The sequence below is a fragment of the Nitrospirillum amazonense genome, from assembly GCF_029594735.1.
GTDB lineage: Bacteria > Pseudomonadota > Alphaproteobacteria > Azospirillales > Azospirillaceae > Nitrospirillum > Nitrospirillum amazonense.
The window spans coordinates 119,370-146,053 of sequence record NZ_JARPAF010000002.1; the positions used below are offsets into that span (position 1 = coordinate 119,370).

General features: G+C 64.8%; 26 protein-coding genes and 1 tRNA gene. 5 read left to right on the top strand and 22 right to left on the bottom strand.

The features are described from left to right. Positions 1–410 precede the first annotated feature (410 nt). The 9 genes from P5F91_RS06615 to P5F91_RS06655 form a co-directional block, all read right to left on the bottom strand. Positions 411–3,584, bottom strand: a complete 3,174-nt coding sequence (locus P5F91_RS06615) for a DEAD/DEAH box helicase (protein WP_277906847.1) — start codon at positions 3,582–3,584, stop codon at positions 411–413. Next, on the bottom strand, positions 3,581–4,249 hold the full coding sequence (locus P5F91_RS06620; RefSeq protein WP_277906848.1) for a hypothetical protein: 669 nt from the start codon (positions 4,247–4,249) through the stop codon (positions 3,581–3,583). Before P5F91_RS06620 ends, P5F91_RS06615 begins: the two co-directional genes overlap by 4 nt. Positions 4,250–4,682: 433 nt before the next feature. Then, positions 4,683–4,964, bottom strand: coding sequence for a hypothetical protein (locus P5F91_RS06625; RefSeq protein WP_277906849.1), 282 nt, complete (start codon positions 4,962–4,964; stop codon positions 4,683–4,685). A 280-nt stretch (positions 4,965–5,244) separates the two neighbouring features. Then, positions 5,245–5,682 (bottom strand): helix-turn-helix domain-containing protein, encoded by a 438-nt coding sequence (locus P5F91_RS06630; RefSeq protein ID WP_422394472.1) that lies wholly within the window; start codon positions 5,680–5,682, stop codon positions 5,245–5,247. A 110-nt stretch (positions 5,683–5,792) separates the two neighbouring features. Further along, on the bottom strand, positions 5,793–6,041 hold the full coding sequence (locus P5F91_RS06635) for a helix-turn-helix transcriptional regulator (RefSeq protein WP_277906851.1): 249 nt from the start codon (positions 6,039–6,041) through the stop codon (positions 5,793–5,795). Between the two features lie 389 nt (positions 6,042–6,430). Further along, positions 6,431–7,138, bottom strand: a complete 708-nt coding sequence (locus P5F91_RS06640) for a transcriptional regulator domain-containing protein (protein WP_277906852.1) — start codon at positions 7,136–7,138, stop codon at positions 6,431–6,433. 18 nt (positions 7,139–7,156) lie between these two features. Continuing rightward, positions 7,157–8,335, bottom strand: a complete 1,179-nt coding sequence (locus P5F91_RS06645) for a tyrosine-type recombinase/integrase (RefSeq protein ID WP_277906853.1) — start codon at positions 8,333–8,335, stop codon at positions 7,157–7,159. Between the two features lie 213 nt (positions 8,336–8,548). Then, a tRNA-Gly gene (locus P5F91_RS06650) sits at positions 8,549–8,622 on the bottom strand. A gap of 142 nt (positions 8,623–8,764) precedes the next feature. Continuing rightward, positions 8,765–9,388 (bottom strand): GNAT family N-acetyltransferase, encoded by a 624-nt coding sequence (locus tag P5F91_RS06655; protein WP_277906854.1) that lies wholly within the window; start codon positions 9,386–9,388, stop codon positions 8,765–8,767. Between the two features lie 482 nt (positions 9,389–9,870). Between P5F91_RS06655 and apaG the strand changes: the two genes are divergently transcribed. Continuing rightward, entirely contained in the window at positions 9,871–10,263 is a 393-nt protein-coding gene (gene apaG, locus P5F91_RS06660; RefSeq protein ID WP_040848143.1) for a Co2+/Mg2+ efflux protein ApaG, read from the top strand. 191 nt (positions 10,264–10,454) lie between these two features. Then, positions 10,455–11,090 carry a GTP cyclohydrolase I FolE gene (folE, locus tag P5F91_RS06665; RefSeq protein WP_186454773.1) on the top strand — a complete coding sequence of 212 codons (636 nt, stop codon included), beginning with the start codon at positions 10,455–10,457 and terminating at the stop codon, positions 11,088–11,090. Positions 11,091–11,307: 217 nt separating this feature from the next. Here folE and P5F91_RS06670 read toward each other — a convergent pair whose 3' ends face one another. Next, positions 11,308–11,898 carry a hypothetical protein gene (locus tag P5F91_RS06670; protein WP_145610970.1) on the bottom strand — a complete coding sequence of 197 codons (591 nt, stop codon included), beginning with the start codon at positions 11,896–11,898 and terminating at the stop codon, positions 11,308–11,310. Positions 11,899–12,596: 698 nt separating this feature from the next. On the opposite strand from P5F91_RS06670, the gene P5F91_RS06675 reads away from it, so the two are divergent. Together P5F91_RS06675 and P5F91_RS06680 are read left to right on the top strand one after the other, a co-directional pair. Continuing rightward, positions 12,597–13,067 carry an Hsp20 family protein gene (locus P5F91_RS06675; RefSeq protein WP_145610969.1) on the top strand — a complete coding sequence of 157 codons (471 nt, stop codon included), beginning with the start codon at positions 12,597–12,599 and terminating at the stop codon, positions 13,065–13,067. A gap of 86 nt (positions 13,068–13,153) precedes the next feature. Then, positions 13,154–13,399, top strand: a complete 246-nt coding sequence (locus P5F91_RS06680; RefSeq protein WP_145610968.1) for a DUF1150 family protein — start codon at positions 13,154–13,156, stop codon at positions 13,397–13,399. A gap of 144 nt (positions 13,400–13,543) precedes the next feature. Here the strand turns inward: P5F91_RS06680 and P5F91_RS06685 are convergent, their stop codons facing one another. The 3 genes from P5F91_RS06685 to groES all read right to left on the bottom strand — a co-directional run bounded on the left by P5F91_RS06685 (position 13,544) and on the right by groES (position 16,686). Next, on the bottom strand, positions 13,544–14,446 hold the full coding sequence (locus P5F91_RS06685; RefSeq protein ID WP_277906855.1) for an alpha/beta fold hydrolase: 903 nt from the start codon (positions 14,444–14,446) through the stop codon (positions 13,544–13,546). 215 nt (positions 14,447–14,661) lie between these two features. Further along, a complete protein-coding gene (gene groL, locus P5F91_RS06690) occupies positions 14,662–16,293 on the bottom strand; it encodes a chaperonin GroEL (RefSeq protein WP_145610966.1) in 1,632 nt (543 codons plus the stop codon). A 105-nt stretch (positions 16,294–16,398) separates the two neighbouring features. Further along, a complete protein-coding gene (gene groES, locus P5F91_RS06695) occupies positions 16,399–16,686 on the bottom strand; it encodes a co-chaperone GroES (protein WP_040848135.1) in 288 nt (95 codons plus the stop codon). Positions 16,687–16,977: 291 nt separating this feature from the next. On the opposite strand from groES, the gene P5F91_RS06700 reads away from it, so the two are divergent. After that, positions 16,978–18,267, top strand: coding sequence for a hemolysin family protein (locus tag P5F91_RS06700; RefSeq protein WP_145610965.1), 1,290 nt, complete (start codon positions 16,978–16,980; stop codon positions 18,265–18,267). A gap of 163 nt (positions 18,268–18,430) precedes the next feature. Here P5F91_RS06700 and upp read toward each other — a convergent pair whose 3' ends face one another. The 9 genes from upp to P5F91_RS06745 form a co-directional block, all read right to left on the bottom strand. Beyond that, positions 18,431–19,081 carry a uracil phosphoribosyltransferase gene (gene upp / locus P5F91_RS06705; RefSeq protein ID WP_040848149.1) on the bottom strand — a complete coding sequence of 217 codons (651 nt, stop codon included), beginning with the start codon at positions 19,079–19,081 and terminating at the stop codon, positions 18,431–18,433. Between the two features lie 228 nt (positions 19,082–19,309). After that, positions 19,310–20,176, bottom strand: a complete 867-nt coding sequence (locus P5F91_RS06710) for a diguanylate cyclase (protein ID WP_145610963.1) — start codon at positions 20,174–20,176, stop codon at positions 19,310–19,312. 201 nt (positions 20,177–20,377) lie between these two features. Continuing rightward, positions 20,378–22,003: a c-type cytochrome biogenesis protein CcmI gene (gene ccmI, locus P5F91_RS06715; protein WP_277906856.1), complete on the bottom strand. Its 1,626-nt coding sequence runs from the start codon at positions 22,001–22,003 to the stop codon at positions 20,378–20,380. Then, the gene (locus tag P5F91_RS06720) at positions 22,000–22,491 is read right to left on the bottom strand and encodes a cytochrome c-type biogenesis protein (protein ID WP_277906857.1); all 492 of its coding nucleotides are present in this window, start codon (positions 22,489–22,491) and stop codon (positions 22,000–22,002) included. Before P5F91_RS06720 ends, ccmI begins: the two co-directional genes overlap by 4 nt. Then, the gene (locus P5F91_RS06725) at positions 22,488–23,033 is read right to left on the bottom strand and encodes a DsbE family thiol:disulfide interchange protein (protein WP_044562582.1); all 546 of its coding nucleotides are present in this window, start codon (positions 23,031–23,033) and stop codon (positions 22,488–22,490) included. Before P5F91_RS06725 ends, P5F91_RS06720 begins: the two co-directional genes overlap by 4 nt. Positions 23,034–23,043: 10 nt before the next feature. Next, entirely contained in the window at positions 23,044–25,044 is a 2,001-nt protein-coding gene (locus P5F91_RS06730) for a heme lyase CcmF/NrfE family subunit (RefSeq protein ID WP_277906858.1), read from the bottom strand. 24 nt (positions 25,045–25,068) lie between these two features. Next, a complete protein-coding gene (gene ccmE, locus P5F91_RS06735; protein WP_145610958.1) occupies positions 25,069–25,560 on the bottom strand; it encodes a cytochrome c maturation protein CcmE in 492 nt (163 codons plus the stop codon). Continuing rightward, a complete protein-coding gene (gene ccmD, locus P5F91_RS06740) occupies positions 25,557–25,790 on the bottom strand; it encodes a heme exporter protein CcmD (protein ID WP_277906859.1) in 234 nt (77 codons plus the stop codon). The genes ccmE and ccmD overlap by 4 nt, the downstream gene beginning before the upstream one ends. Positions 25,791–25,902: 112 nt before the next feature. Next, positions 25,903–26,619 carry a heme ABC transporter permease gene (locus P5F91_RS06745; protein WP_145610956.1) on the bottom strand — a complete coding sequence of 239 codons (717 nt, stop codon included), beginning with the start codon at positions 26,617–26,619 and terminating at the stop codon, positions 25,903–25,905. Positions 26,620–26,684 lie beyond the last annotated feature (65 nt).

Sequence of the window (26,684 nt, forward strand, 5' to 3'; positions counted from 1 at the left end):
GTTCCTCGAATGATCCCAGGTTAAACCCAGGCGACCCCCATGGGCCGCGATTTCCATATTGTCCCACTGGCCCAGCGATTCAACGGGAAAGCGACCAAGCCCCGGATGGGTTACACACTTGTAATGTGGGGAGGAACCGTGGCGGCAGTGGGGCGGCTGGCATGAAGGCCTGGGCGTCGGGTAGCCGCGAAATGGTTCTGTCCGGGAAGGATTGCATCGCCAGAAGGCGGTGGGCTCCGGCCGGCCGGAGCTGGGGCTGGTGAAAGGAATCGAACCCTCGTCGTAAGCTTGGGAAGCTTACGAACTCTCAGCATAAAACATTGATACAAATCGATTAATTTATCCGTGATTTACACATGTAAGCGCAGAGGTAAGTAATTGAGCTGCCTCGGATAGCGCTGACATAGCAGCTACCGGATACCCTCAAGGATCGACCAAACCCTTTTATAGTCAGCCCCTTTGTCGCCCAATGCCTGGGCCCAGAGTCCATTGCCGGACGCCAACAACTGACGTGCTTGCTGCAAAGCCCCCCCGCCTATCTGGCCTCCCCACGCTGCAGCCAAGGGCTCTGCAGCTCGGCGTGGAACGCCCATTAAACGCAGAGCGACGGCATTGCTTGACCTAACACCGTAAAGAACTTGAGAGGGCAAATTTTTGATCTCCCGTCGTTCATTCTCATCCATGGATTCAAGCTCTTTCTCAAGGGTCATAGCCTGTATTGCACCAAGCCCCCAAGCAGATGTCTGTATCAATTTCCCGTACACGCTCTTGGCGCAGGAACTAACAGCTGCCGTCCAGTCCTCATCAGCAGCATCACCAGAAAAATACTCTCTCGCCATGTCCGATATCGTAGCACCAGCCACCCAGTCTTTTATCATTCGCGCTAGTAAATTGCCGTTAGGAGAACTGCCTCCTGTTACCTGCGCTAAATCCCCTCGCAATTCCGGAATATCCAAAAGAACCCCCATGATCCTCTGAAGATTGGTATTGCCAGTGCTAAACAAGGTGCTGGGATCCCACACATCAGCCCTAATGCGCTTCTGATTAATGTTCTCAAGAGTTATGCTAACGCTTTCCCAAGAAAACCCGGTGCTATCGACCAAAGACAGCGGTTTTCCGCGCAGCCGCTCAACATAAGATCGAGTAGCCGACAAAAGCTGAGCCGCTGTTTCGGGAGTTTTCCTTCTTAGTTCCTGATACCCATAGGAACCACGCAAAATCTGCTCAATTTCAATCACGAATTTATCATGTAGACCCACTTGACGATAAGTATGAGCAATATATTGCAAGAACGATGACCATTCTTTCAAGAAAAATAACTTGTGGAGTGACAGTCCATGACCAACGGCAAAGGCCTTATCTATCATCGATAGCAGGCAGGAATTAAGCGCATCGACATTACGCGATATAAAACTCTCGAGAATTCTTTCCTTTTCATCCCCATTCGCCACCAGAGCGACAATCCCAATATTCTCCTGATCTGCTCGCCCGACCCGGCCAGCGAGATTCCAGAAGTCTTCCGGAGGCATATCAACGCCATAAGGATATTGATGGCTGGCCATAATCACAGAAGATATCGGGAAATTCACACCCTGTGCTATAGTCGTAGTAGCAACGAGTACATTTATGTTTTGGCTTTCTAGAAGCCACTCCATAAGAGAGCGCAGCTCATCAGATATTCCTGAATGATGAACACCAACGCCCTTACCGAGCATATTTATCAGCTCGAAATCCTGACCGAGCTCATCCGCAATGAACCTTTGAACCAAAGAAATATCGTCATTAGCCACACTAGCGCCCGCATCATCATGCAAAAACTTACGAGCGATGGACCAAACATGATCTACTCTGTTGGCGAGGACAATAGTTGGCCCACGATCACGGAAAGCTAACGCCGTGGATGCGGCACATGCACCCGAATTTGTAGATACACCGCTCCATGTCAGGCCGAGAGGCTTTCCAGCAGCAACTTGGATTGCTTCCGGTATCTCGAGCGTACTCTTGGATGTATGGACCGTTTTAAATTTACTAACGAAATGTCCTGCCTTTTGTCCTTTATAAGGACGCACTATTCCAATAGCCCTATCGTTGGGCTTCCAGTCAACACTCAGCTCTATGTCCTTAAAACTCGTCGGATCAAGCCATTTAGCAATATCCTCCGCGTTTGGAATAAACGGCGTTAGCAGCAGAAACTGAGCATATCTACACTCACGATTAATAGTCGCAAGCAGTAATTCTAGCCGAATTCCCCGTTCTGCTTGAGCTATATTATGCGCTTCATCAACAACAACCAGGGTCAAAGGCCGACCAATTTCTTTTTCCCAGCCACTTCTCAAAAGAAGATCAAGCTTCTCCGGCGTTGATATCAAAACCCTAAATTGCCCATCTCCATTTTTGTTATTTAGGAGATCAGATTCCAAAGTATCTACTTCGAGCGCCGGACTCACCTTTTCAACAACTACGCCCAATGGTGAAAAGTCAGCCCGCAAACGACTAGCAATCTGATTGACCAATGCTTTTGTTGGGGCAACATACGCGACCCAACCTTTTTCGTAATCGAATTGATTAAGCGCCTGCAATATTCTAAACATAGAAATAAAAGTCTTCCCACTCGACGTTGGAAGATTCACTACTACAGACCGATGGCTAGACCCTAAAAGCCCCTGCTCTCTTAGAATTTTCCTTTGTGGCGGCAATACATCAAAAATGGGCCTGCGGTGCTCTCTCGCCGTAATTGCCTGAACAAATTTGGTAACCCTGCTATTAACCGCTCTTGTAACAGACCATATGCTATTCCTAATTAATTGATTAGCCGCACCAGAAACCAAACGAAGAACAGGCTCAAGCAACACCAGCTCAGCCCGTGCACAGGCGGTGAAAGCTCGATCGAATTGGGCTTCTATCTGCTGAGCAACATCGTAGCGGCCGTCGACACTGCCTTGAGAACAAAATGTAGCGACGATCTCCGCAGCCTTGGCTACATGGTAAATAGCAACCAGCTCCCATGCCGCCTGCCGCGCATCGGTTTCCAACCCAGTTAGATAATCATTTTCAAACTGGGCCTGAAGCTCCCGTAACGAAGCAACGCTCGTCAAAACACTATCGAGATCGGACCAGCCATCTTTACGAATAAGCTTTAACCAACATTCATAAACGGTGACTTTTGCTGTCTCACCCCAGTTTTTATCTGATATGGCAGTAACTGGCCACTCTGCAATCTGAAGGAAGCGTTTAACGTCGGGGCCCCTGTCGCCCAGGATCCCAACAGCAGCCGTCTTAAGCAACCGCTCCAACTCTTCGACCGCCTCTGGCGCTCGCGGCACGACACGCATGATCTCGAATGCGCATTCACAGATAGCTCTGGCCGAATCCTCAGATTCGCGCTCCACATCGGCGTCAAAGCGAGACAGCGTATCAATTGCAGCCAACTCAAGCGTATCCGCGGTAAATTTTAGCCCATCCCCCTCTAAGTCAGGCGGCACCTCGCCAAGGCTGCGATGGACCCAATAGGTCGCGGCCAGCGCTTTAGCGTCCTTCAGGAGCTCTTCGCCAAGCGCATCTAAGACCCATGAGTTTCCGATCACGATGCACCAGTTGCGTTAAGGATGGCGGGCCATTCCGCGCATGGCCGCGGGAGATACCACGCATCAAGCCTAAAGCGCAGAGGCGCATTCAAGGAGGCTGCTAGCGCCATTCCGCGGGACTGCAAATCCAGGATATTATGAGGCGTATCTCTCAACAAAACACCAACAATCATAATATCCTTTCCGCCGGAGGCAAGATATCTCTTCACTGCCGCCTGATATTTTGGCCAAAACCCCGTATTGACACACCTGTGATAGAGATATTTTACGAGGCATGATTTTATGCGCGCGTTGTTGGCGAGTGTATCAACTTGATGAATTAGGCCAGATCTTCCAGATAGGACACCAGGCGGGGTGCTAATATCGGAAGATGTCTTAACTTCCCCAAATAAAAAGCATGCGTCTTGATTATCACCCACAAAACCAACAATATCAGCGCCTGGAAGGCTAGCCTTTGGTGTCTTCAAATCACGGCCTTCATGCCATGGCCATGTAGCATCATCTGATTCAGCAAGTATGCATTCTGCAAAAGCCTCCCCAATTTCCCAATTAAGCGTGTTGGGGTCTGCTTCCAGGATTTCAGATACCGTTTGCGCGGCCATATCACTTGTCACCAACGCCTGCATATCTGCAGCAAAGTTTATACTGGCTGCTGCATCTTTCACGCGATCCCGCACCGGCCCTTGTAGGTACGCCTCAAAGCCAGGTATGGACGATACCTTTATACCTTGCCAACAAAGAGGGGTTTGGGGGCCTTGGTAAACCGTCTCGACATCTAGCGTTAGCGGCATTTCGCTTCCTGGACTTAGCTTAACAATACCCCTTCCTAGGGGAACATACTGACGCAATACCGCATATGGAGCATCTCAACCAAAGAGGAGTCAATATCTGGAAATTATCCCGTGCTGGTGGATATTTCTACTAACTCGACGCCCTCCCTTTGCTGCCTGCTTCGGGAGAGCACCGAGCTAAAGGAGGCGGCGCGGAGCGCCCTCAGAAGCTGGCGAAGCGGCGGCCCCTTATGGCGGCGCTGGTCGCACGGTCGCACGGTCGCACGGTCGCACGCGACCGTAGGCGTCAGTGGCCGGGTGTGAAAGCCTAAAAGGCAAGGGCAAGGCTAAGGCATAGGATGGCATACAGCATCCACTCGACCTGGCGCGACTTCGCGGGATGTCGCGCCAGGACGCGCACCGATGGCGCGCCTAACGGGCTGTCCCGCGCCGCCAGTTGAAGCGCGGCTGCCTCCGGCACCCGCATGGCCCGTAACGCCCAATACCGATCCACGTCCAGCATCGCCATCGTCGCCTCACCGTCAGTTCGCCGGAACTGTTTGAGGATAGCCGGGCCGGCATCGTATGCAAGGCGCTTGAGCCTTTCCATTCGCGCCCCGGAGCGGAGTTGGGTCATGCGAGTCGGACCCGCGCCCACCCGAATGCAAATTGCCCACAGGCCCGCCACGCCGAAGGGGGACTATAGGGGGATGAGCCAAAGGGGGCGGCGCTTCGCCGCGCGCGGGATGGCGCTACGCGCCGCCCCCTTTGGCATCTCGTTAAAGACTCTCGTTAGAGGGCATATGGTGCACCGATTCGGGGGGTGTCAGGTGCATATGGTGCACCTATCGAGTGCCTTATCCACAGGGCGATAGGTGCACCCTATGCACCTATTCGCCGCCACCAGCCGCGAGATGAACGGTCTGGACGCCGTCACGGGCATTGATCTGCACGTTCATGTTCAGGCTCTTGATCACCACCAGGCGCACGGCCTCCGGCGCGTGGACGCCCTGGGCCAGGATGCCGCGAAGCTGGTCCAGCGCGTCCATGAAGGTGCTGGGCAGGTAATCCCAGGTGGCGACCGCCGCTGGCATTCCGGCCGGGTTCCGGATCTCCACCTTTTCCCGCACCCGGTAGTGGTTGCGCCGGCCCCGCCGCTCCCGGCTGAGATAGCCAGCCGCCTCCAAAGCATGAAGCGACTTCACCACCTGGCGGCGGCTGATCCCCGCCTTGGTGGCGATGGTTTGCACGCTGGGGAAGGCCATGCCGTCGCGGAAGCTGGCATGGGCCTTGATGACCAGATAGACGACGGTGGCATAGGGCTTCAGCGTCGCGCATTCCCCGTTCTCAATCATGGCGTGAAGAACATGGAACCAGGTGGTGCGCGCCTTGAACAACTCGCCTTGGACACCTTCCAGGGCGACGGGCCCGGCCCGGCTCATCGCGCGTTCTCCGCCGTGGAAGCCTGCACCCGGCCATCCAACCAGGTGCGCAACACCGCCTCGTCATAGCGCACGCAGCGCGCCGAGAGCAGGACATAAGCCGGGCCGCTGCCCCGCGCCCGCCAGTGGGCCAAAGTCTGCGGCGCTACACCCATCAATTGCCCCGCCTCCTCCGGCGTCAGCAGGCGGGAGATCGGCCCGGCGGTCACGACAGGCGGTGGGGCCGGTTTCTTCTTGTAAGCCATCGGGGATGCCTCGTTATCGGTCGAGGCTCCCCATTGTTCACATGGATCGCGGGCTGTCCGCCCCGAAATAATGCAGGACGCCCACCGCTGGGCCCCAGCCGCCCCTCCGCGCCAGCGGAGGATTGCCGCCCTTGGGCGGCAGCTCACCACCAGGTGAGCGGGAGCATTTTGTAATGACAAAATGCGTATCCTGCCTCTCTCCCGTCTTTTTCCACTTCACGGCAAAGCCGGGGAAACGCTGGACCACGCCGGAGAGCTGGATAGCCAGCCTCAGCGCCTTTGACCACCCGTCATGGCACACCATGGACACCGTGCCGGCACACATTCCCAAAGGGCCGGCACACGGAAGGACCATGACTGATCACAGCGGATTTCAAGCTGAACACGGGCTATGAAAGCCAATCGACATGCCGTGAGGCTATCCGCAGGTAGTCGCCGCCAACCAAGGCCTTGCAGGCCGCGACCGCACGTTCCAGGCGCTTCTTGCCCCCCTCGCCAGGAAAGACCACGGCGGCGATTTCCGACCGCCGCACGCCGGCGGCCAATCCGTCCGCAACCCTGAGATACGAGGCAAAGTTGCTGACGGAGCGCCGCGCCTTGCGGCTTCGCTCCTCATCCGTGGTCACGAACTTCGGGAGATCGCCAGCGAAGGGATCAGGGGGCTTATCGAAGGCGATATCGACGCCGTACTTTCGCCGAATCGCCTCCTCGGCATCGAACCGCGCCAGCACCGCCCTCTCGTCCCCCCGCGCCCGTTCCCGCGCCCGGCTCCAGATGGCCCAGTCGAGTTGATAGTCCGAATTCCGGCGGAGGAATTCCCACGCGATACGATGGTCCAGCAACGGGTCATAGGCTTCCCTGGTGCTACGCCGTCCCCGCAGCGGTTCTGTCAGCCCCAAAGCCGGTCGAACGGCATCGGGCAACTCCGCCATACGGCTCAGCGCCTGGCGACGCGCCACCAGCTCGGCCAGTTGCTCCTCAATGCCCTGGTAATCCTCCTTCTTCCGCCAATCGGGCCACGGCACCGTGCGAAAGAAGTGCTGGGGCAATCCCTCAGCCAGGTCGGGCAGGCGGATGAGGAAGGTCCGGTCGATCATGCCCGGCGCCCCGCCCCCCTACAGCTTCCCGCCGCTAGTGATCGCGGCCACACGCTCGGCGGCGCGGCGCAGGGGATCGTCCAACAAGTGGGCATAGCGGCTGGTGGTCTTGGCCTGGGTGTGACCCAGCAGGGCGCCCACCACGGGCAGGCTTTCGCCGGACGACACCAGCAGGCTGGCGAAGGTGTGGCGCAGGTCGTGGATGCGCACGGCCTGGATGCCCGCCCGCTTGCACACCGCCGCCCAGAAGGTGCGCACGGTGGTCATGTGGTGCGCCGGGCCCTCCCGCCCTGGGAACACCCATGGGGACGTCTTGGCGGCCTGCTGTCGCTTGGCCAGCACCTCCACCACCGCCGGCGACAGGGGAACGCGGTGGGTCTTGTTCTGCTTGGTGGTGGCGGCCGGCTTGCTCCACACCCCGGCGGCGAGGTCGGTCTGGTCCCAGCGCATGGCCAACACCTCGCCCACCCGGGCGCCGGTCAGCAGCAGCAGGCGCACCACGTCGGCCGAGTCCTGGGCCGGGCTCTGGTCCAGGGCGGTGCGCAGGCGGGCGATCTCCTCCGGGGTCAGGTAGCGCTCGCGCCCCTCCTCTGTGTTGCGCTCCACCTTGGCGGCGGGGTTCTCGGTCAGCAGGCCCCAGCGTTCCGCCGTGGCGAACAGGGCGGAGCAGAGGGAGACGGCGCGGTTGGCGGCCACGGGGTATTTCTGCGACACCCGGTGGTGCATGTCCTCGATGTCGCGCCGTCCGATCTCGCCCAGGCGCTTCTCGCCCAGGTGGGGCAGGATGTGGTTCTTCAGCAGCAGGCGGCGGTTCTTGATGGTGCCGGCCCGGTTGCGGCGGCCCGCCACCTCCTCCATCCACCGCTCGGCGAATTCCGTCAGGGTGGGGTTGGTGTCGGGTTTGACCTCGCGGGCCTCTCGGCGCTCCTGCGCCGGATCGCGGCCCAGGTCGGCGGCGGCGATGACCTTGCGGGCCTCCTGCCGGGCTTTGTCCAGCGGCAGCTTGTGGCAAAAGCCGATGACCATGCGCCGCTCTTTGCCGCCGCGCACCCGCATCTGCACCACCCAGGCCTTGGCGCCGCTGGCCGTGGCGCGCACGGCGAAGCCGGCCACCTCGCTATCCCAGACGAAGCTCTGCCCCTTCTCCGGCGGCTGCAGCTCATCCACGAGGGTCGTGGTGAGACGGACACGGGCCATGGCGGGGCACCCCTGCTTACACAAAGGCGCTTACATGGGTGGTCCAAGAGGTCGATCGGCCACCAGGGCGATTCGCGGAGCTGGCTTCCGACCTGCTTACACCGCCGCCGTGTAAGCACTGGTGTAAGCTAGCATGGGGCAGAATCAGGCACAACGCGGCCCCACCCGGCACATCGCCGGGGCGCTAAGTGGCTGATTTTCTAGGGAAGTTGTTGGAGCGGGTGAAGGGAATCGAACCCTCGTCGTAAGCTTGGGAAGCTTCTGCTCTACCATTGAGCTACACCCGCGCCGGGAAGGAGCTTATAGGGCTTTCCGGGGCGGCGTTCAAGCGGCAGTAGGGCCGCCGCTTGGAAACGCAGGAAACTCGATCCTCAAGGGCACATCAGTCACGGGTCCCGGCCGTTGCAATTGGCCGGGGGGCCGGATGGGTCAGCGAACCGCCCTCCGGCGCGGGCGGGCCAGCTTGGCCACGCCAGTCTCGGCCGCGGGGGCCTCGGCTGCCGCGGTTTCTGCCGTCGCGGCGGGAGCGACCGTACGGGCCGGGGCACGACCCAGCATACCGTGAGCGTTGCTGAGCGAGCCGGGGATGAACTCCAGGCCCAGGAAACGGTCCAGTTCCACCGGGCCCGGCAGCTTCAGGCCCAGCACAGGGGTGCGGGTGAAGCCGAAGCGGTTATAATAGGGGGCATCGCCCACCAGCAGGACGCTGGCATAGCCCAGCGCCTCGGCCCGGGCCAGGCTGGCGCGGATCAGCTGGCCGCCCAGGCCGGCGGACCGGTAATCCTCGGCCACGGCGATGGGGCCCAGCATCAGGGTCATGGTACCGTCGGCGGCCATCACCGGCCAGTAGCGGATGGAGGCCACCAGGCGCGGCTGGGCGGCGGAGTAGCCCGGCGCCTCTTCGTCCAGCGCCACCATGCACAGGTCGGCCACGGGGGCCACGCCACGACGCAGGCGGTAAACGGTCTTGGCTTTGCGCTTCGGTCCGAAGGCGGTGTCGAGCAGGCGTTCGATGGCGCCGGCGTGCGCCGGCAGCTCAGTCGTCAGGATCATACGATTGGGGTGTCCCGGTTCTCTAAAACAGCGGCGCGGTGGGCGCCTAGAGACCGGAACCGAGGGGCGTCGCCAGGAGTGGGCGACGCGTCAGCATCCGGCCGTGATACGACCCTGTCGCCCGCAAGGCAGGCGACCGGAGGATCGTCGTCGAAGGAGGAGGCTGGCGTACATGTAACGCGCCGTCGGTAGTTGCACCTGGGGGCCTATATGAGGCCAAGCCCCCCCGGGCGCAAGCGGGTTTTTTGGGTCTGATCCCCGCTGGGTTGGGATCGGCCTCCCGCTCTCGGCATTGCTGGGGGCCCATCCCCCTTCGCTATGCGGGGCCCCTGCCCGCCATCCCCGCGCCCAAGATCCTGGAGATTGGCCGCAAACAGGCCTAAGAAGGGTGGAACAGGAGATTTTGTCGCGGACCAACCGGGCGCTGGGCCAACCAGCCGCCGGCCGGCGACACGGGAAGAACGCCCTGAAAGACATGTCCCATGTACAGTGAAACCACTCATGCCATCCGGGTCAGCGTGCGGCCCGAGTTCCTGGAGGACCAATCGTCCCCAGGGGAAGGTCATTACGTCTGGGCCTACACCGTGCGAATCGAGAACACCGGCGGCGAGACGGTGCAGCTGCGCAGCCGCCACTGGCACATCACCGACGCCCGCGGCCGGGTGCAGGAGGTGCGGGGCGCCGGCGTGGTGGGCGAGCAGCCGGTGCTGAGCCCCGGGCAGTCCTTCGAATACACCAGCGGCACGCCGCTGAGCACGCCGTCGGGCATCATGGTCGGCAGCTATCAGATGGAGCGTACGGACGGTAGCCGTTTCGACGTGCGCATCCCGGCTTTCTCCCTGGATAGCCCCCATGAGCGTGGGGCGCTGAACTGACAGCCCCGCCCGCTCGTAGATAAAGACACGAGACCAGGCCGGCCGCTGTCACAGACGGACCCGCGCCCGTGCTTGTACAGAACCCGACCATATGGTCCCGAATCCGGGCCTAGACGCCCCGTCACCAACCACGCCAGCCCGCCCGAGGGAGAAACACCGTGACCCACGCCAAAAACACCCCTGCCGACAAGATCGTGGCCGGGCCGGTCCACGGGCGCCGCACCGTGGTCGCCCAAGGCCGCCCCAGCCGGGAGGAAGCGGAGGAAGCGGTCCGCACCCTGCTGCGCTGGGCCGGCGATGACCCCACGCGCGAAGGCCTGCTGGGCACGCCCGACCGCGTGGTCCGCAGCTATGAAGAATTCTTCGCCGGCTATGCCTCCGACCCCATGGAGCTGCTGGCCCGCACGTTCGAGGAGACCGACGGCTACGACGAGATGGTCGTGCTGCGCGACATCCGCTTCGAAAGCTATTGCGAACACCACATGGTGCCCATCATCGGCGTGGCCCACGTGGCGTACCTGCCCCGGTCGCGCGTGGTCGGCATCTCCAAGCTGGCGCGGGTGGTGGAGGTCTACGCCAAGCGCCTGCAGATCCAGGAGAAGATGACCTCGCAGATCGCCAATACCATCGACGAGGTGCTGCAGCCCCTGGGCGTGGCCGTGGTGATCGAGGCGTCGCACCAGTGCATGACCACCCGCGGCGTGCACAAGCCCGGCGTATCGATGGTCACCAGCCGCATGCTGGGCGCCTTCCGCAGCGACCCCAGCACCCGCCGCGAGTTCCTGGCCATGATCGGCAATCCCAGCCCGGCGGGGAGTATGTTCTAAGGCTGGAAGCGCCCCATGGAAAAGGCCGGTGGCGACAACGCCACCGGCCTTTTCCTTTGGTCACACGCCACCCATCCCTTCGTTTTCCCTAGGCCACGACCGTGGCCGCCCGAAGTTTCCGGGGAACGCAGTGGACTGGAAACTGAGGATAGCCTAGGGGCGGATGCCCCGCCGGCGCCTGAGGCAAACTAAAAACTCCCGCCGGCGCTTGAGGAACTCAGAGAATCATCGCCGCGAACAGGTTGTCGCGGATACCCTTGGCCAGCTGGGCGTCCATGTCGCGGGCCATGTCGCGCACCAGCTGCGACCAGGTCTTTTCCCGCTGGTTCAGGGTCACATCCTCGGACACCGACTGGCTGGAGGTCACCACCACCGATGTACTGCCGGCATAGCCCTTGGCCGGCATATCGACCTGGATCTCCACCTCCACCCGTCCGTCATACCGCTGCGACTGGTCCGTCGTGAACCAGCCCTTCACGCCGGTGGTGCGGGGCAGGTTCACTTCCACGATGCTGGCGTTCTTGATGACGACCCGGGCCTTGCCGCTGGAACCGGCGGCCTTCAGCCGGTCCTGCACCCACAGGCGCACCACCTCGGCCGGGGTCAGCTGCAGCTGGTATTCGATGTTGGGCGGCTTCATGGGCGACACGTAATCGTTCACCACCTCAATCTCAGCCACGTTCAGGGTGATGGGCGTCTCGTCGGCAAAGCCGAAACCGCCCGACTGGGCCCAGGCGGATCGTACGCCCACGCCGGCGGGCGCCACGACCAGCAGACCGAGAACAAGGGCCAAGAACAGACGACGCATGGGTCACCTCGAAAAAGGCGGTAAGCCTGAATGGTAGCTGGCAATGCTTGTGTCATGACCCCGGCGGCTGATCAAGCGCGACGCCGGAGATAAACCCCTACCAACGGCAGGGAAGACGCATGGCGGCGCGACTCGAATCCCCCGACGGAGGGCCTAGCCTCAAGGAATCTCCCCACTGCCCGGCGCGACCGCTGCCGTCCGGCGGTCCACAAGCCTGTCAAGGGCGAATCAGGGCCCGCCATGGACCTTCGCGATAAGGAAATACCCCAGGCGACGCAAACGTATTGCTATTAATATCTTTTAACTTCAATGGCTTGCTTTTATTGCCTATTTCTTGAGCAAAGAGCGCAGAGCCCCGGGACTCCTGGCCCCGGCACTACCCTTTCACAGACTTATCCACAGTTTCTGGGGGTATCTGAATCCCGCCCCTCCCCCTGGCCGAAAGGCATGTGCGCCCCGCCATGATGGTGATCACAGGAGGGGCGCGCCCCGGCCGTCCCCGCCACGATCTTCCGCGGCTGTTCAGCCGCCCCCGCGCGCCGGCGCTTGTCTTGAACCGTGGGAGGGGGTACCCATGTATGCCGTAGGCGGTGCCGTTCCGGGCCGCCAAGCAGCGGGCCGAAGGCACCGGGTTCGGATGGAGCCCGGCGCGGAGGCCGCCCCCGCATACTCGCTCGTTGGAGGAGGTTGCCGCTATCATGAATACCCGCGTTTCGTTCCTGAACAGCCCCTTCCTGCTGGGTTTCGACCAGTTCGAACGCACGCTCGACCGGATTTCCAAGTCCGCCGCCGAGGGCTATCCCCCTTATAATATCGAGCAGGTCGGCGAAGACGGTCTGCGCATCTCCCTGGCCGTGGCCGGCTTCACGTTCGACGACCTGCAGGTGCAGACGGAGGACAACCAGCTGATCATCCGCGGCCGCCAGCAGGACGACAAATCGCGCATCTATCTGCACCGCGGCATCGCCGCCCGGCAGTTCCAGCGCAGCTTCGTCCTGGCCGACGGCATCGAGGTTCTGGGCGCCAGCCTGGACAACGGCCTGCTGCACATCGACCTGCGCCGCCCCATTCCGGAGCCCAAGGTGCGCACCATCAAGATCAGCGGCGCTGGCGAGGGCACGCCCGAGCCACAAACCATCGACGTTTCGCCCGATAAAAGCCCCGGTTGATCCCAGATAGGGCCATTTTCCGCCTTCACCCTGACAGGGCTTCCAAAAGCCTGTCTTTCCTCACGTTGCGAAAAGCGAGTGACATCATGACCGACAGCTTCGACACCGAATTCCAGACATTGAGCCCCGACGCCCTGCGCCACCTGTCCACCCAGGATTTCGCCGCCTTCGGCGTGAACGTCCTGGCCTATGTGAAGCCGGTGGTGACCCAGGGCATCCTGGGCTATGCCATCCACGCCGCCGACGGCACGCCGCTGGCTGTGGCCGCCTCCCCCGAAGTGGCGCTGGCCTCTGTCCGCCAGCACGACATGGAAGCCCAGCGGGTGCATTGAAGCGGATACACCCGTGTATCCTCAAACGCCGGACGGGCGCATCCGCGCCCTCGGCTGCCCTCGATTCCCAGTCCGCTTCGCTCCCCGGTAATCCCCGGCGGCCGCACAATCGCGGCCCAGGGAAAAGAAAACGGGGCGTAGCAGCTAGCCCATGAAATCCAAGAGCGCGCGCAGGACATCCTGCGGGCGCTCTTCCGGCAGGAAATGGCCGCAGTCCAGGGCCTCTCCCTGGAGATCGCGGCAAACCTCCCCCCACACGGCCAGTGGATCGTAGGCGCGGCCTACCAGGCCCTTCTTCCCCCACAACACCAGCGTCGGGCAGTGGATGCGACGGCCCAGCCGCCGGTCTTCCGCCTCGTGCGCCAGGTCGATTCCGGCCCCCGCGCGGTAGTCCTCGCACATGGCGTGCAGGGTGGCCGGATCCCGGAAACAGCGCAGGTATTCCTTCATCACCGCCGGCGGGAAAGGCGACGCCTCGCCTTGGCCGGCGTGGGGCGACAGGCCACGAAGCGCGCTGGTCAGTACGAACTCCGCATCCAGGCCCAGCAGCCGCTCGGGAAACGGTGCCGGCTGGATCAGGAAGAACCAATGCCAATAGGCGGTGGCCACCCGCTGGTCCATCGTGCCGTAGACGACGGAGCCGGGCACGATGTCCATGAGGCACAGCCGCTCCACCGTCTCCGGATGGTCCAGCGCCAGGCGATGCGCCACGCGGGCGCCGCGGTCGTGCGCCGCCAGGCGGAAGCGGGGATAGCCCAGGGCCGCCATCGCCGCCACCATGTCCGCCGCCATCGCCCGCTTGGAATAGAGCGCGTGGTCGGAATCGGCCGGGTCCGCCGGCTTGTCGCTGTCGCCATAGCCGCGTAGGTCGGCCGCCACCACGGTGTAGTGCCGGGCCAGATCCGGCGCCACCGTGCGCCACATGGCGTGGGTTTCGGGAAAACCGTGCAGCAGCAACAGGGGCGGTCCCTCGCCGCCCTGGGCCAGATGGACGTCCACCGTGCCGGTGGCGATGCGATGATGGGTGAAACCGTCCAGCAAGGCCATGGGCGCACCGCCTGTCGCGCGGGGGATGGGGCCTTCTGATGAAACCCTGCTGCCCCCTCCGCTGCCAAGCCCGCCGAAAGGCCAGGATGCCCCGCCGATGGTACCGCCCAGAGCGTCACGCGCGGACGGCGGCAGGGCCCCGTTCGCGCACAAGAAAAGGCCGGCCCCCTTTAGGAAGCCGGCCCTCTCATTTCCGATTCGTCTTTAGGGACGAATTAGAAGTCCATGTCACCCATGCCCGGGGCGCCGGCCGGAGGGGCCTTCTTCTCGGGCTTCTCGGCGACCATCGCCTCGGTGGTGATCAGCAGGCCGGACACGGAGGCCGCGTCCTGCAGGGCGGTGCGGACCACCTTCGTCGGGTCGATGACGCCGAAGGCGAACATGTCACCGAACTCACCGGTCTGGGCGTTGTAGCCGAAGTCGGCGCTGGACTGGTCCAGCAGCTTGCCGACGACGATGGAACCGTCGGTGCCGGCGTTGAAGGCGATCTGACGCACCGGGGCCTGCAGGGCCTTGCGGATGATGTCCACGCCCACGCGCTGGTCGTCATTGGCCGGCTTCAGGCCGTCCAGGGCCTTGGTCGCGTACAGCAGGGCGGTGCCGCCGCCGGCCACCACGCCCTCTTCCACCGCGGCGCGGGTGGCGTGCATGGCGTCGTCAACGCGGTCCTTGCGCTCCTTCACCTCGACCTCGGTGGCGCCGCCGACGCGGATGACGGCAACGCCGCCCGCCAGCTTCGCCAGACGCTCCTGCAGCTTCTCACGGTCGTAGTCCGAGGTGGTCTCCTCGATCTGCGCCTTGATCTGGCCGATGCGCGCCTCGATGTCGGCCTTGGCGCCGACGCCGTCCACGATCGTGGTCGCGTCCTTCGTGATCACCACCTTCTTGGCGGTGCCCAGCATGTCCAGCGACACGTTCTCAAGCTTGATGCCCAGGTCTTCGGAGATGACCTGGCCGCCGGTCAGGATGGCCATGTCCTCCAGCATCGCCTTGCGGCGGTCGCCGAAGCCCGGGGCCTTCACCGCGGCGATCTTCAGGCCGCCGCGCAGCTTGTTCACCACCAGGGTGGCCAGCGCCTCGCCTTCCACGTCTTCCGACACGATCAGCAGCGGACGGCCGGACTGCACGACGGCCTCCAGGACCGGCAGCAGGGGCTGCAGGCTGCCCAGCTTCTTCTCGTGCAGCAGGATGTACGGGCTTTCCAGCTCGGCCGTCATCTTGTCGGCGTTGGTCACGAAGTAGGGCGACAGGTAGCCGCGGTCGAACTGCATGCCCTCGACGACTTCCAGCTCGGTGTCGAAGCTCTTGGCCTCTTCCACCGTGATGACGCCCTCGTTGCCCACCTTTTCCATGGCGCGGGCGATCATCTCGCCGATCTCGGCCTCGCCGTTGGCGGAGATGGTGCCGACCTGGGCGATCTCGGCATTGGTCGAGATCTTCTTGGAACGGCCCTTGATGTCGTTGATGACGGCGGTGACGGCCAGGTCGATGCCGCGCTTAACGTCCATCGGGTTCAGGCCGGCGGCAACCGCCTTGGCGCCTTCGCGCACGATGGCCTGGGCCAGCACGGTGGCGGTGGTGGTGCCGTCGCCGGCGATGTCGTTGGTCTTCGAGGCCACTTCGCGCACCATCTGGGCGCCCATGTTCTCGAACTTGTCGGCCAGCTCGATCTCCTTGGCGACGCTGACGCCGTCCTTGGTGATGCGCGGGGCGCCGAAGCTCTTCTCGATGACGACGTTGCGGCCCTTGGGACCCAGGGTCACCTTCACCGCATCGGCCAGGATGTCCACGCCGCGCAGCATGCGGTTGCGGGCATCGACGCCAAACTTCACTTCCTTGGCAGCCATGATCTCTCTTCCTTGAATTTCCGGGGCCTCATGAGGCCCGCGATGGCTTTGAGGGGAACACGACAGGGCGGCGACCCGTCAGGGTCGGCCTGCCCGGTCATCCAATCAGGCGACGATGCCCAGGATGTCGGATTCCTTCATGATGAGGTATTCGGCCCCATCGATCTTGACCTCGGTGCCGGACCACTTGCCGAACAGCACGCGATCACCAGCCTTCACGTCCAGGGCGATCAGCTTGCCCTGCTCGTCACGGGCGCCGGGGCCCACGGCGACGACCTCGCCCTCCTGGGGCTTTTCCTTGACGGTGTCGGGGATGATGATGCCGCCGGCGGTCTTCTGCTCACTCTCGACGCGGCGCACCACCACGCGGTCGTGCAGCGGACGGAACTTCATAGGATCTCTCCCTTAAAAGGCAAAAGCTGTGGGGTCGAGCCTGCTGTTAGCACTCAACCCCGGTGAGTGCTAGCGGAGATAATACGAGTCCGGACGGGAATCAAGACACTTGCGGCTGACCGGGCGATGGTCGCGAAAACGTCATGGCGGCACCCCTGGCTCCGTCGCCGTTTTGAAGGCATAAGCCGTAAAACTTAGCTGCCCCTGTGATGGCGGGACGCGACAGACTATCCGTCCATGCTATCGTGCCGCGTGCACCTTCCTTCCCCGACAGGCCCCGACGCCGCCCTGATGCTTTACCTGCAAGTCGCCATCCTTGTTCTGCTGATCCTGCTGAACGGCTTTTTCGCCATGTCCGAACTGGCCGTCCTGTCCGCCCGGCGCAGCCGGCTGACCGCGCTGGCGGAGAAGGGGCAACGCGGGGCCCGCACGGCCCTTGCCCTGCAGGACAGCCCCTCGCACTTCCTCTCCACGGTGCAGATCGGCATCACCATGATCGCCATCGTGGAGGGCGCCTTCGGCAGCGCCACCCTGTCGGGACCCCTGGCGGAAAGCCTGGCCACCATCCCGGCGCTGGCGCCACACGCCGACAGCATCGCCGTGGCCCTGGTGGTGGTGTGCATCACCCTGCTGTCGCTGATCGTGGGCGAGCTGGTGCCCAAGCGCCTGGCCCTGTTCGCGACCGAGCGCATCGCCGTGCTGACCGCCCCCTTCCTGCTGGGCCTCTCGCGCGTCGCGTCGCCCGTGGCCTGGTTCCTGGGTGCCGCCACCGAACTGGTGCTGAAGCTGTTCGGTGCCGCCGGCAAGCCGGAGAACGCCGTCACCGAGGAAGAGGTGAAGAGCCTGATCGCGGAGGGCACCGCCGCCGGCGTGTTCGAGCCGGAGGAGAAGCGCATGATCGAGGGCGTGCTGGGCCTGTCCGACCGGCCGGCGCGCGCCATCATGACACCGCGCCTGGACGTCATGTGGCTGGACCTGAACGACGACGTCGACCAGCTGACCAAGGAAATACAGGAAAGCCACCACAGCCGATTCCCCATCTGCCGCGGCAGCCTGGACGAGGTGGTGGGCGTGCTGCACGCCAAGGCCGTTCTGGACGCCGTCCTGGCGGGCGAAACGCCGGATCTGGGCAAGCTGGCCAACCCTGCGCTGATCGTCCACGACGGCACCCAGGTCATGCGCCTGCTGGAACTGTTCCGCTCCTCCGGCCAGCAGATGGCCCTGGTGGTGGACGAGTACGGCAGTGCGGAGGGCATCGTCACCCTGACCGACATCCTGGAATCCATCGCCGGCGACCTGCCCGAGGCCCACGACGTGGACGAGGATGAGTTCGTGCGGCGGGAGGACGGTTCCATGCTCATCGACGGCCGCATGGACATCGATGAGGCGTCGCACGTTCTGGATCTGCCGGGCCTGCGCGATGGTGGCGACTACCTGACCCTGGCCGGCTTCCTGCTGTTCAAGCTGGGCCACCTGCCCCGCGTGGGCGAAGGCATCAGCCACGCGGGATACCGGTTCGAGGTGGTGGACATGGACGGCCGCCGCATCGACAAGATCTTGGTGATCCCGCCGGCGGAATGAAGCGCAACAAGCGCCACTTCTGCTCGTTCCGCCACTTGAGGCCCAGTTCCTTTGGAACTGGGCTAGGACGCGACTGCGTCCGCCGGAGCTTTCCGGGAAACGAAGTGGACTGGAAAGCGAGGATAGCCAAGGGCCGGATGGTCCGCCGGCGCCTGAGGCAATCTTATTTGGTTCCGAACAGCCGGTCGCCCGCGTCACCCAGGCCGGGAACGATGTAGGCGTCGTCGGTCAGGTGGCTGTCCAGGGCGGCGGTGTAGACCTTCACCTCGGGGTGGGCGTCGTGGAAAACGCGCACGCCTTCCGGCGCCGACACCAAGGCCATGAAGCGGATCTGGTCGTCGGCCACGCCGTGGCGGTTCAGCACGTCGACCGCGTGCACGGCGGAGTTGCCGGTGGCCAGCATGGGGTCGACCAGGATGAAGGTGCGGCCGGCGGCGGCCGGCAGCTTCACCAGATATTCCACCGGCTGCTTGGTCTCATGGTCGCGGTACAGGCCGATATGGCCCTCGCGCGCGCCGGGCATCAGCTCCAGCAGGCCCTCGGCCATCACCAGGCCGGCGCGCAGGATGGGAACGACGGCGACCTTCTTGCCCTCGATCACGGGCGCGTCCATCTCCACCAACGGCGTCTCGATCCGTTCCGTGGTCAACGGCAGGTCGCGCGTCAGCTCATACCCCATCAGCAGCGCGATCTCGCGCAGCAGCTGGCGGAAGCCCATGGTGGACCGCCGCTTGTCCCGCATATGCGACAGCTTATGCTGGATCAGCGGGTGGTCGGCGACGAACAGGTTGGGAAATTCGGGAACGGTGCGCATGGGCGGCAAGACCAGGAATTTAAACGGTGGAATTGGTTCCAAGCTAGCGGACCCGGCAGCCGAGCGCCACCACGGCGACGCACGGAATCAGGTCCGACCGCCCGAATAAGGCGACCGGTTACCCCAGGCGGGTGATCCTGACCAAGCGGTCAAGCCTCATGGCAGGTGCGCGGCTCCTGTGGCGGGCCAGGGCGCGCCGGGGGCACAGATGCCCCGCCGGGCCCGGGCTCACGCCGGCAAGGTCGCGCGCACCACCTGGTTGCGGCCCTGCCGCTTGGCGGTGTAGAGGGCGGCGTCCGCCTCCGCCACCAGATCCTCCGGATCGCAATCCGGCCGCGCCTCGGCCAGGCCGAAGCTGGCGGTGAAGCGGATGGCGCGCCCGCCGCCGATGGCGACCGACAGGGTCTCCATATCCTGGCGCAGGCGTTCCACCACGGCATAGCCGTCCATGATGGTGGCGTCCTTCAGCAGAATCAGGATTTCCTCACCGCCCAGGCGGAAGGCCTCGTCGAAGCTGCGGATGCCCTGGTTCACGGCGCCGGCAGCGGCCATCAGCACACGGTCGCCGGCCTCATGCCCATAGGTGTCGTTGACCGACTTGAACTTGTCGAGGTCGCACAGCGCCACGCAGAAGGGCCGGCCGGTACGGCGGTAGCGGTTGACCTCGCGCTCCATCTCCTCGCGCAGGCCGGTGCGGTTGCGCAGGCCGGTCAGCGGGTCGATGCCGCTGCCGGCCACGCTGAACGCCCGCTCGATACGGCGCAGCAGCAGCATGAACTCGTCGAACTTTTCGATCACCGCCTCGTACGACTGCAGGGAGGGCGGCTGGCCCTCGGCCGCGCGCATGTGCACCAACCGGGCCATGCGGTGCATCTGGTCGTGCAGCGAGATCGCCCGGTCGATGGCCGGCTGGTCCGCCAGTTCGCTGCCGGAAGCGCCCCGCACCCAGGCGGGAAAAGCCACCGGTGTGGGCAGGGGGGCGCCGTCGCCCAAGTTGAAGAAGGCCGCGCGGTGCCACTGACCGATCCACCGGAGATGCTCATCCACCACGCCGGCCAGACCGGCGGCGGAAGGCAAGGGGGACGACTCGTTCATCGCGGAAAGGGGATCCTGAGACGGGGCCGTATGCCGCATGGATAGGGCGGCGCCAGCGAAATGGGGCAATACCCACACTTTAGGTCATTCAACCCCGGTTTGCACCGCCCTTGGCACCAACCCGAGGGATAGGATGTCACACCGGCGGCATCCCGTCCCGCACCTTTGAATTACCCCTGTAGGATCAAGCCGCTAAACGACTCAGGAACCCAGCGCCTTCAGCCGGCCCTCCAGTTCCTTGCGGTCGTCGGATCCCTCGGGCAGCAGAGGCAACAAGCGACCCCAGAGGTCCTTGGCCTCAGCCTTGCGCCCGCCCTCCGCCGCGTCCAAACCCAGGTACCACAGGGCCTGGGGATTGTTGGGGGAGGACTTCAGCACCACGCGCAGGGCGGTGAAGAAGGCCGGCGGCGGATGGCCGCCGTCGGCCGGCAGCAGCACGCGGGCATAAGCCAGATTGATCTCGCCATCGTCGGGTGCCGCGGCCACGGCCTTGGCCCAGGCTTCCCGCGTCTTGGCCACGTCGCCCGTCGCCTCGTAGGCCTGGGCCAGACGGGCCCAGCCCTCGGGCTTGTCCGGCTCCTTCTCCGCCGCCGCCTGGAACTGAGCCAGCAGCGACTTCACCGTGGCCGACCGCTGTTCCGGCGTCATGGTGGCGGGGTCGGGCATGCCGGGCGGAACGGCACCGGCGGGCGCGCCGGCGGTGCCGCCGCCGTAGCGCTTGGCGTTGGCCTCGGCCTCCGCCGCCTTGTCGTTCTGCCCCAGCACACGATAGGCGCGGGCCAGGCGCGACCAGCCTTCGGCATCCTCGGGTTGGGTTTTCAGCCGGTCGGCCAGACGCTGGACCATGCCCTGGATCATGGCGTTGCGATCGCCGCTGGACATGGTGGAGGCGGCGGCCATGTCGTCGGCTGTCGGACCCGGGGTACCAGCATTAGGTGCGGGTGTCGGGTTGGCGGGCGGCAGGGGCTGCGGCGTCACCGCCGCCGGATCCATGCCCGCCTCGGTCGCCGTCTCACCCAGCTGTCCGCGCAGGAAGGGCACCCAAGGGGCGTCGGCCGGGCTTTCAGCCAGCAGGGCGGACCAGCGGGTGATGGCGCCCTTGAGGTCGCCCGACTGACGCGTGGCCAGGCCGTCGTAATACCGGGCGCGCGGTTCCTTGGGGTTCAGGGCCAAAGCCCGCCCCAAGGCCTGCTTCGCCTCCGGCCCCACCACACCGTCGGCCGACAGCACCAGCGCCTCGGCGCGCGAGGCCTGCAGATTGGCGTCGTCGGGCGCCAGCTCCACGGCCTTCGCCCAGGAGGCGGCGGCCTTGTCGTTCTGGCCGGTCATGCCCTGGGCGGTGGCCAGGGCCTTCCACGCCTCCAGATCCTTGGGGTTCTCGGTGACCCGGGCCTGCAGGGTCTTCAGCACCGCCTGGGCCTGGACGCCGGCGGTCTGGTCGGTGCGCCCGCCCGCCGGCTGGCCCGGCAGGTCGGGGCTGCCCAGGCGCAGGTAGATACCCATGGCCAGCAGCGGCACGGCGGCCATCAGCGTGGTGGCCAGCGTGCGGGAGGGCTTCGCCGGCGTCGCGGGCGCCACCGGCGCCGACTTCGCGCGCGCATCGGCCGCCAGCAGGCGCCGGCCGACCTCCGTCCGCGCCGCGGCGGCCTGGTCGTCGGTTAGGAGGCCGCGCCCCACGTCACGCTCGATCTCCGCCAACTGGTCCTTGTAGATGTCAACCTCGGGCGAACCGGCGGCCTCCGTCTTGCGCGCCACCATCAGCGGGCGCAGCAGCGCCAGCAGGATGCCCGCCGTCAGCAGGGCGGCGGCGATCCAGAACGCCATCATGGCCGCCCCTTCCCTTCGTCCTCATCACGCATCAGCATGGCCAGATGGGCCTTTTCCTCCGCCGTCAGGGGCGGCGCCACCGCCTCCGCCCCCACCGGACCGCGCCGGCCCCGCCACAGCAGGATGCCCCCCCCCACGACCAGCAGGGCGAAGGGCCCGAACCACAGCAGATATGTGGCCGGCCGCACCGGCGGGCGCAGCAGGACATAGTCGCCGTAGCGGTCGGTCAGGAAGGCCACCGCCTGGGCGTCCGTATCACCCTTCACCAGCCGCTCGCGCAGCAGCAGTCGCAGGTCGCGGGCCAGGGGCGCGTCACTGTCGTCGATGGACTGGTTCTGGCAGACCAGGCAGCGCAGGTCCTTGGAGATGGCGCGCGCCCGCGCCTCCATGGCCGGGTCGGACAGCATCTCGTCCGGCTGCACGGCGCGCGCCAAGGGGCCGGACAGCAGTGTAGCCGCCAGGACCAGGGTAAAAAGCACCCGCCTCATTTCGACAACTCATTGATCAGCGGGAGGATGCGGTTCTGCAGATCCTGCGGGGTGATGGGCCCCACCTGGCGGTAACGGATGCGACCCTGGCGGTCGATGACGTACGTCTCGGGCACGCCGTACACGCCGAAGTCGATGGCGGTGCGGCCACTCTCATCCCGGGCGACGGCGGCGTAGGGGTTGCCGTCGCGGGCCAGGATGGCCTGGCCGTCCGCCGCCTTGTCCTTGTAGTCGATGCCCCGGATGTCCACCCCCTGCCCTGCCAGGCGCATGAGGATTGGGTGTTCCGAGCGGCAGGGCGCGCACCAGCTGGCCCAGAAGTTCACGAGACGGACTTTCCCGTCGGCCAACCCGGTGGACGCCACGCCCGGCTGCCCGTCCACCAGGGGCGGCAGGTCGAACGCCGGCACCGGCTTGTCGATCATGACGGAGGGCAGGCGGTCGGGCGTGTCGCCCCGGTCGATTTGCTTCAGGCGCACGCCGAACCAGCCGGCCAGGCCCAGGAACAGCACCAGGGGGATCAGGAACATCAGGCGGCGCATGCGGGGAACCTTATTCGGCGGGGGCCGGCGGAACGGCGGCGGCGGCGCGCGGCACGGCGCGCTTCAGCGGCACGCCCACGCGCAGGCGGCGGTCGGACAGGCTGACCAAGCCGCCGGCCATCATCAGGATGGAGCCCACCCAGATCCACGGCACCAGGGGATGGCGGTAGAAGCGGGTGTTGTAGCCGGTGCCGTCGGGCGCCGGCTCGCCCACCACGGCATAGAGGTCGCTGAAGAAATTGGTGTGGATGGCGGCGCCCGTCGTCGTCATGCGGGTGACGGGGTAAAAGCGCTGCTCCGGCGCCAGGGTGGCCACGAAGTCGCCGTTACGGGTGACGGTCAGCACGGCGCGGCGGGCGGTGTAATTGGGGCCCGGCGCCTCCGCCACGCTGTCCAGGCGGAAGCTGTAGCCGGCCACGTCCACCGACTGGCCGATGTGCAGCACCTGGATGGCCTCCGTCGTCCAGGCGGAGGTGCCGACCATGCCAGCCACGGCCACGCCCAGCCCGGCATGGGCGATGGCGGTGCCCCAGGCGCCCCGCGGCAAATGGCGGGCGCGGGAAATGCTGTCGGACAGGGGCATGCGGAACAGGCGGATGCGGTCGGCCACGTCCACCACCGCGCCCATGACGGCCCAGCCGGCCAGGCCCAGGGCCAGCACGGCCAGCACCGGCTTGGTGCCCGCCAGCCACAGCCCGGCGAGGGCGGCCACCACGCCCACAAGCGCCGCGATCTTCAGCCGGCCGAGCACACCGGCCAGGTCCGCCCGCTTCCACGACAGCAGCGGCCCCAACGCCATGACCGCCACCACCGGCACCATCAGCGGCACGAAGGTGGCGTTGAAGAAGGGCGGGCCGATGGAAATCTTGCCCCCGCCGACGGCGTCCATGAACAGGGGATAGAGGGTGCCCAGGAAGACGGTGGCGCAGGCGGTGGACAGCAGCAGGTTGTTCAGCACCAGCCCGCCCTCGCGGCTGACGGGCGCGAACAGGCCGCCGGCCTTCAGGACAGGTGCCCGCAGGGCATAGAGCAGCAGGCCGCCGCCCGTCGCCACCACCAGCAGCGCCAGGATGAAGACGCCCCGCGCCGGGTCGGAGGCGAAGGCGTGGACGGAGGTCAACACACCGGACCGCACCAGGAAGGTGCCCATGAGCGACAGGGTGAAGGTGACGATGGCCAGCAGAATGGTCCAGCTTTTCAGCGTGTCGCGCTTTTCCACCACGATGGCGGAGTGCAGCAGCGCCGTGCCGGCCAGCCAGGGCATCAGGCTGGCGTTTTCCACCGGGTCCCAGAACCACCAGCCGCCCCAGCCCAGGGTGTAGTAGGACCACCATGAGCCCATGGCGATGCCCAGGGTCAGCGACGACCAGGCGATCAGGGCCCAGGGCCGCACCCAGCGGGCCCAGGCGGCGTCCACCCTTCCCTCGATCAGCGCGCCGGCGGCGAAGGAGAAGCAGAGGCTGAAACCGACATAACCCAGGTAAAGGAAGGGCGGATGGAAGGCCAGCCCTGGATCCTGCAGCAGGGGGTTGAGATCATGGCCGTTCAGCGGCGCCGGATCCACGCGGGTGAAGGGGTTGCTGGTGGCGACCATGAACCACAGGAAGCCCACCCCGATCATGCCCTGCACCGCCAGAACACGGGCCCGCAGGCTGGCCGGCAAATTGCGGCCGAAGGCGGCCACGAGGGCGCCGAACAGGGCCAGGATGAACACCCACAGAACCAGCGAGCCCTCATGGTTGCCCCAGACGCCGGCCACCTTGTACAGCATGGGCTTGTCGGTGTGGCTGTTCTCCACCACGTTCAGGACGCTGAAGTCCGACACGACATGGGCGTAGGTCAGGGCGCCAAAAGCCAGCGCCAGCGCCGCGAACTGGCAGTAGGCCGCCGTGCGTCCCACCTCCATCATCGCGGCGTCGCGCCGCGCCGCGCCCCATAGGGGAATGACCGACTGCACCAGGGCGACGACCAGCGCCAGAACCAGCGCGTAGTGTCCAAGCTCGGGGATCATGGGCCGTCGTCCGCAGTCTTGTCGTCAGGGATTGGTGCGCAGGGTGGAGGTCTGGTGCTCCTCCCCGGCCGCAACGGGCGCATCGCCGGGTTTGCCGGGATGGCCGGCACGCTTCAGGGCATCGGCCACGTCGGGCGGCATGTACTTCTCGTCATGCTTGGCCAGCAGCTCGGTCGCGGTGAAAACGCCGTCGGCGCCCAGCTTGCCCTCCGCCACCACGCCCTGCCCCTCGCGGAACAGATCCGGCAGGATGCCGGTGTAGGTGACGGGCAGCGATCTGGCGGTGTCGGTCACCTGGAAGGTGACGGTCATGCCGCCCTCGCGCTTCAGGCTGCCGGCCTCGACCAGCCCGCCGATACGCACCGTGCGCCCGCCCGGAGGCTTGGCCGCCAGATCCGACGGGCTGTAGAAGAAGACGATATTGTCGCGGAAGGCCGACAGGGTCAGCGCGGTGGCGGTGCCTAGGCCCAGCAGGGCCAGCGCCAGGATCATCAGCCGGCGGCGTTTGCGGGTCATATCGCGCCCCCGGGTGTGGTCTCGGCGGCAGGGGTGGCCGTGGGGGCTGGGGCGGCCTTGGGCTCACGCTTGCGGCGGGGTTTGGCCGCCTCCAGCGTGGCCAGGGTGCGTTCCACCCGGCGCAGGCCGGACAGGCTCAGCACCAGCAGGCCCACCAGGACCACGGCCGCGGCCCCGTAGGATGACCAGACATAGGCGGCGTATCCGCCCATCGACAGGAACCCGTCCATCACACTCTCAACCACTGCCGGACGGTCCGGAAGGACCGCGAAGTTGGCACGACCATTACGTTATCACGCGCCCGGAACGACCGCCTTCGGTCTTCTTGTCCCAACCGCCGGTTCAGTTGGCCTGGCCCAGGCGCAGGGTCTGCACCCGGCGCGCGGCCAAGCCGGCGCGGATGCGCAGGATGACCACGGCGAAAAAATAGCTCTGGAAGGCCACGGCCATCAGCAGCAGGGGCCACAGCATGCTGGCGGCTATGGTGGGGCCGCCCAGGCGGAAGACGCTGGCCGGCTGGTGCAAGGTGTTCCACCATTCCACCGAGAACTTGATGATGGGCACGTTCACGGCGCCCACCAGCAACAGGATGTTGCCGGCCTTGTTCCCCCGCGCCGGATCGTCGAAGGCGTCCACCAGGGCCATGTAGCCAAGATAAAGGAAGAACAGCACCAGCACGCTGGTCAGCCGCGCGTCCCACACCCACCAGGTGCCCCACATCGGCGCCCCCCACAGCGACCCGGTCAGCAGGCACAGAGCGGTGAAACCAGCGCCCAGGGGCGCGGCCGCCTTGGCGTAGACCTCGGCCAGGGGATGTTTCCACACCAGGGCGGCGGCGGCGGCCACGGCCATAGTGCTGTAGGTGAACATGCCCATCCACGCGGCAGGCACGTGGATGTACATGATGCGCACGGTATCGCCCTGCTGGTAATCCGGCGGCGACACCAACAGGCCCAGGTACAGCCCGGCCGCAAAACAGACCGCCGACAGGCCCGCCGCCCACGGCAGCACGGCGTTGGCGATCCTCAGGAAGCGGGCGGGGTTGGCGAAGCGATGCATGGCCCCCGTTATGTATCACGCCCTCCGGCCTTTGCCATCGGGATACACTGTAAATTGATATGGAT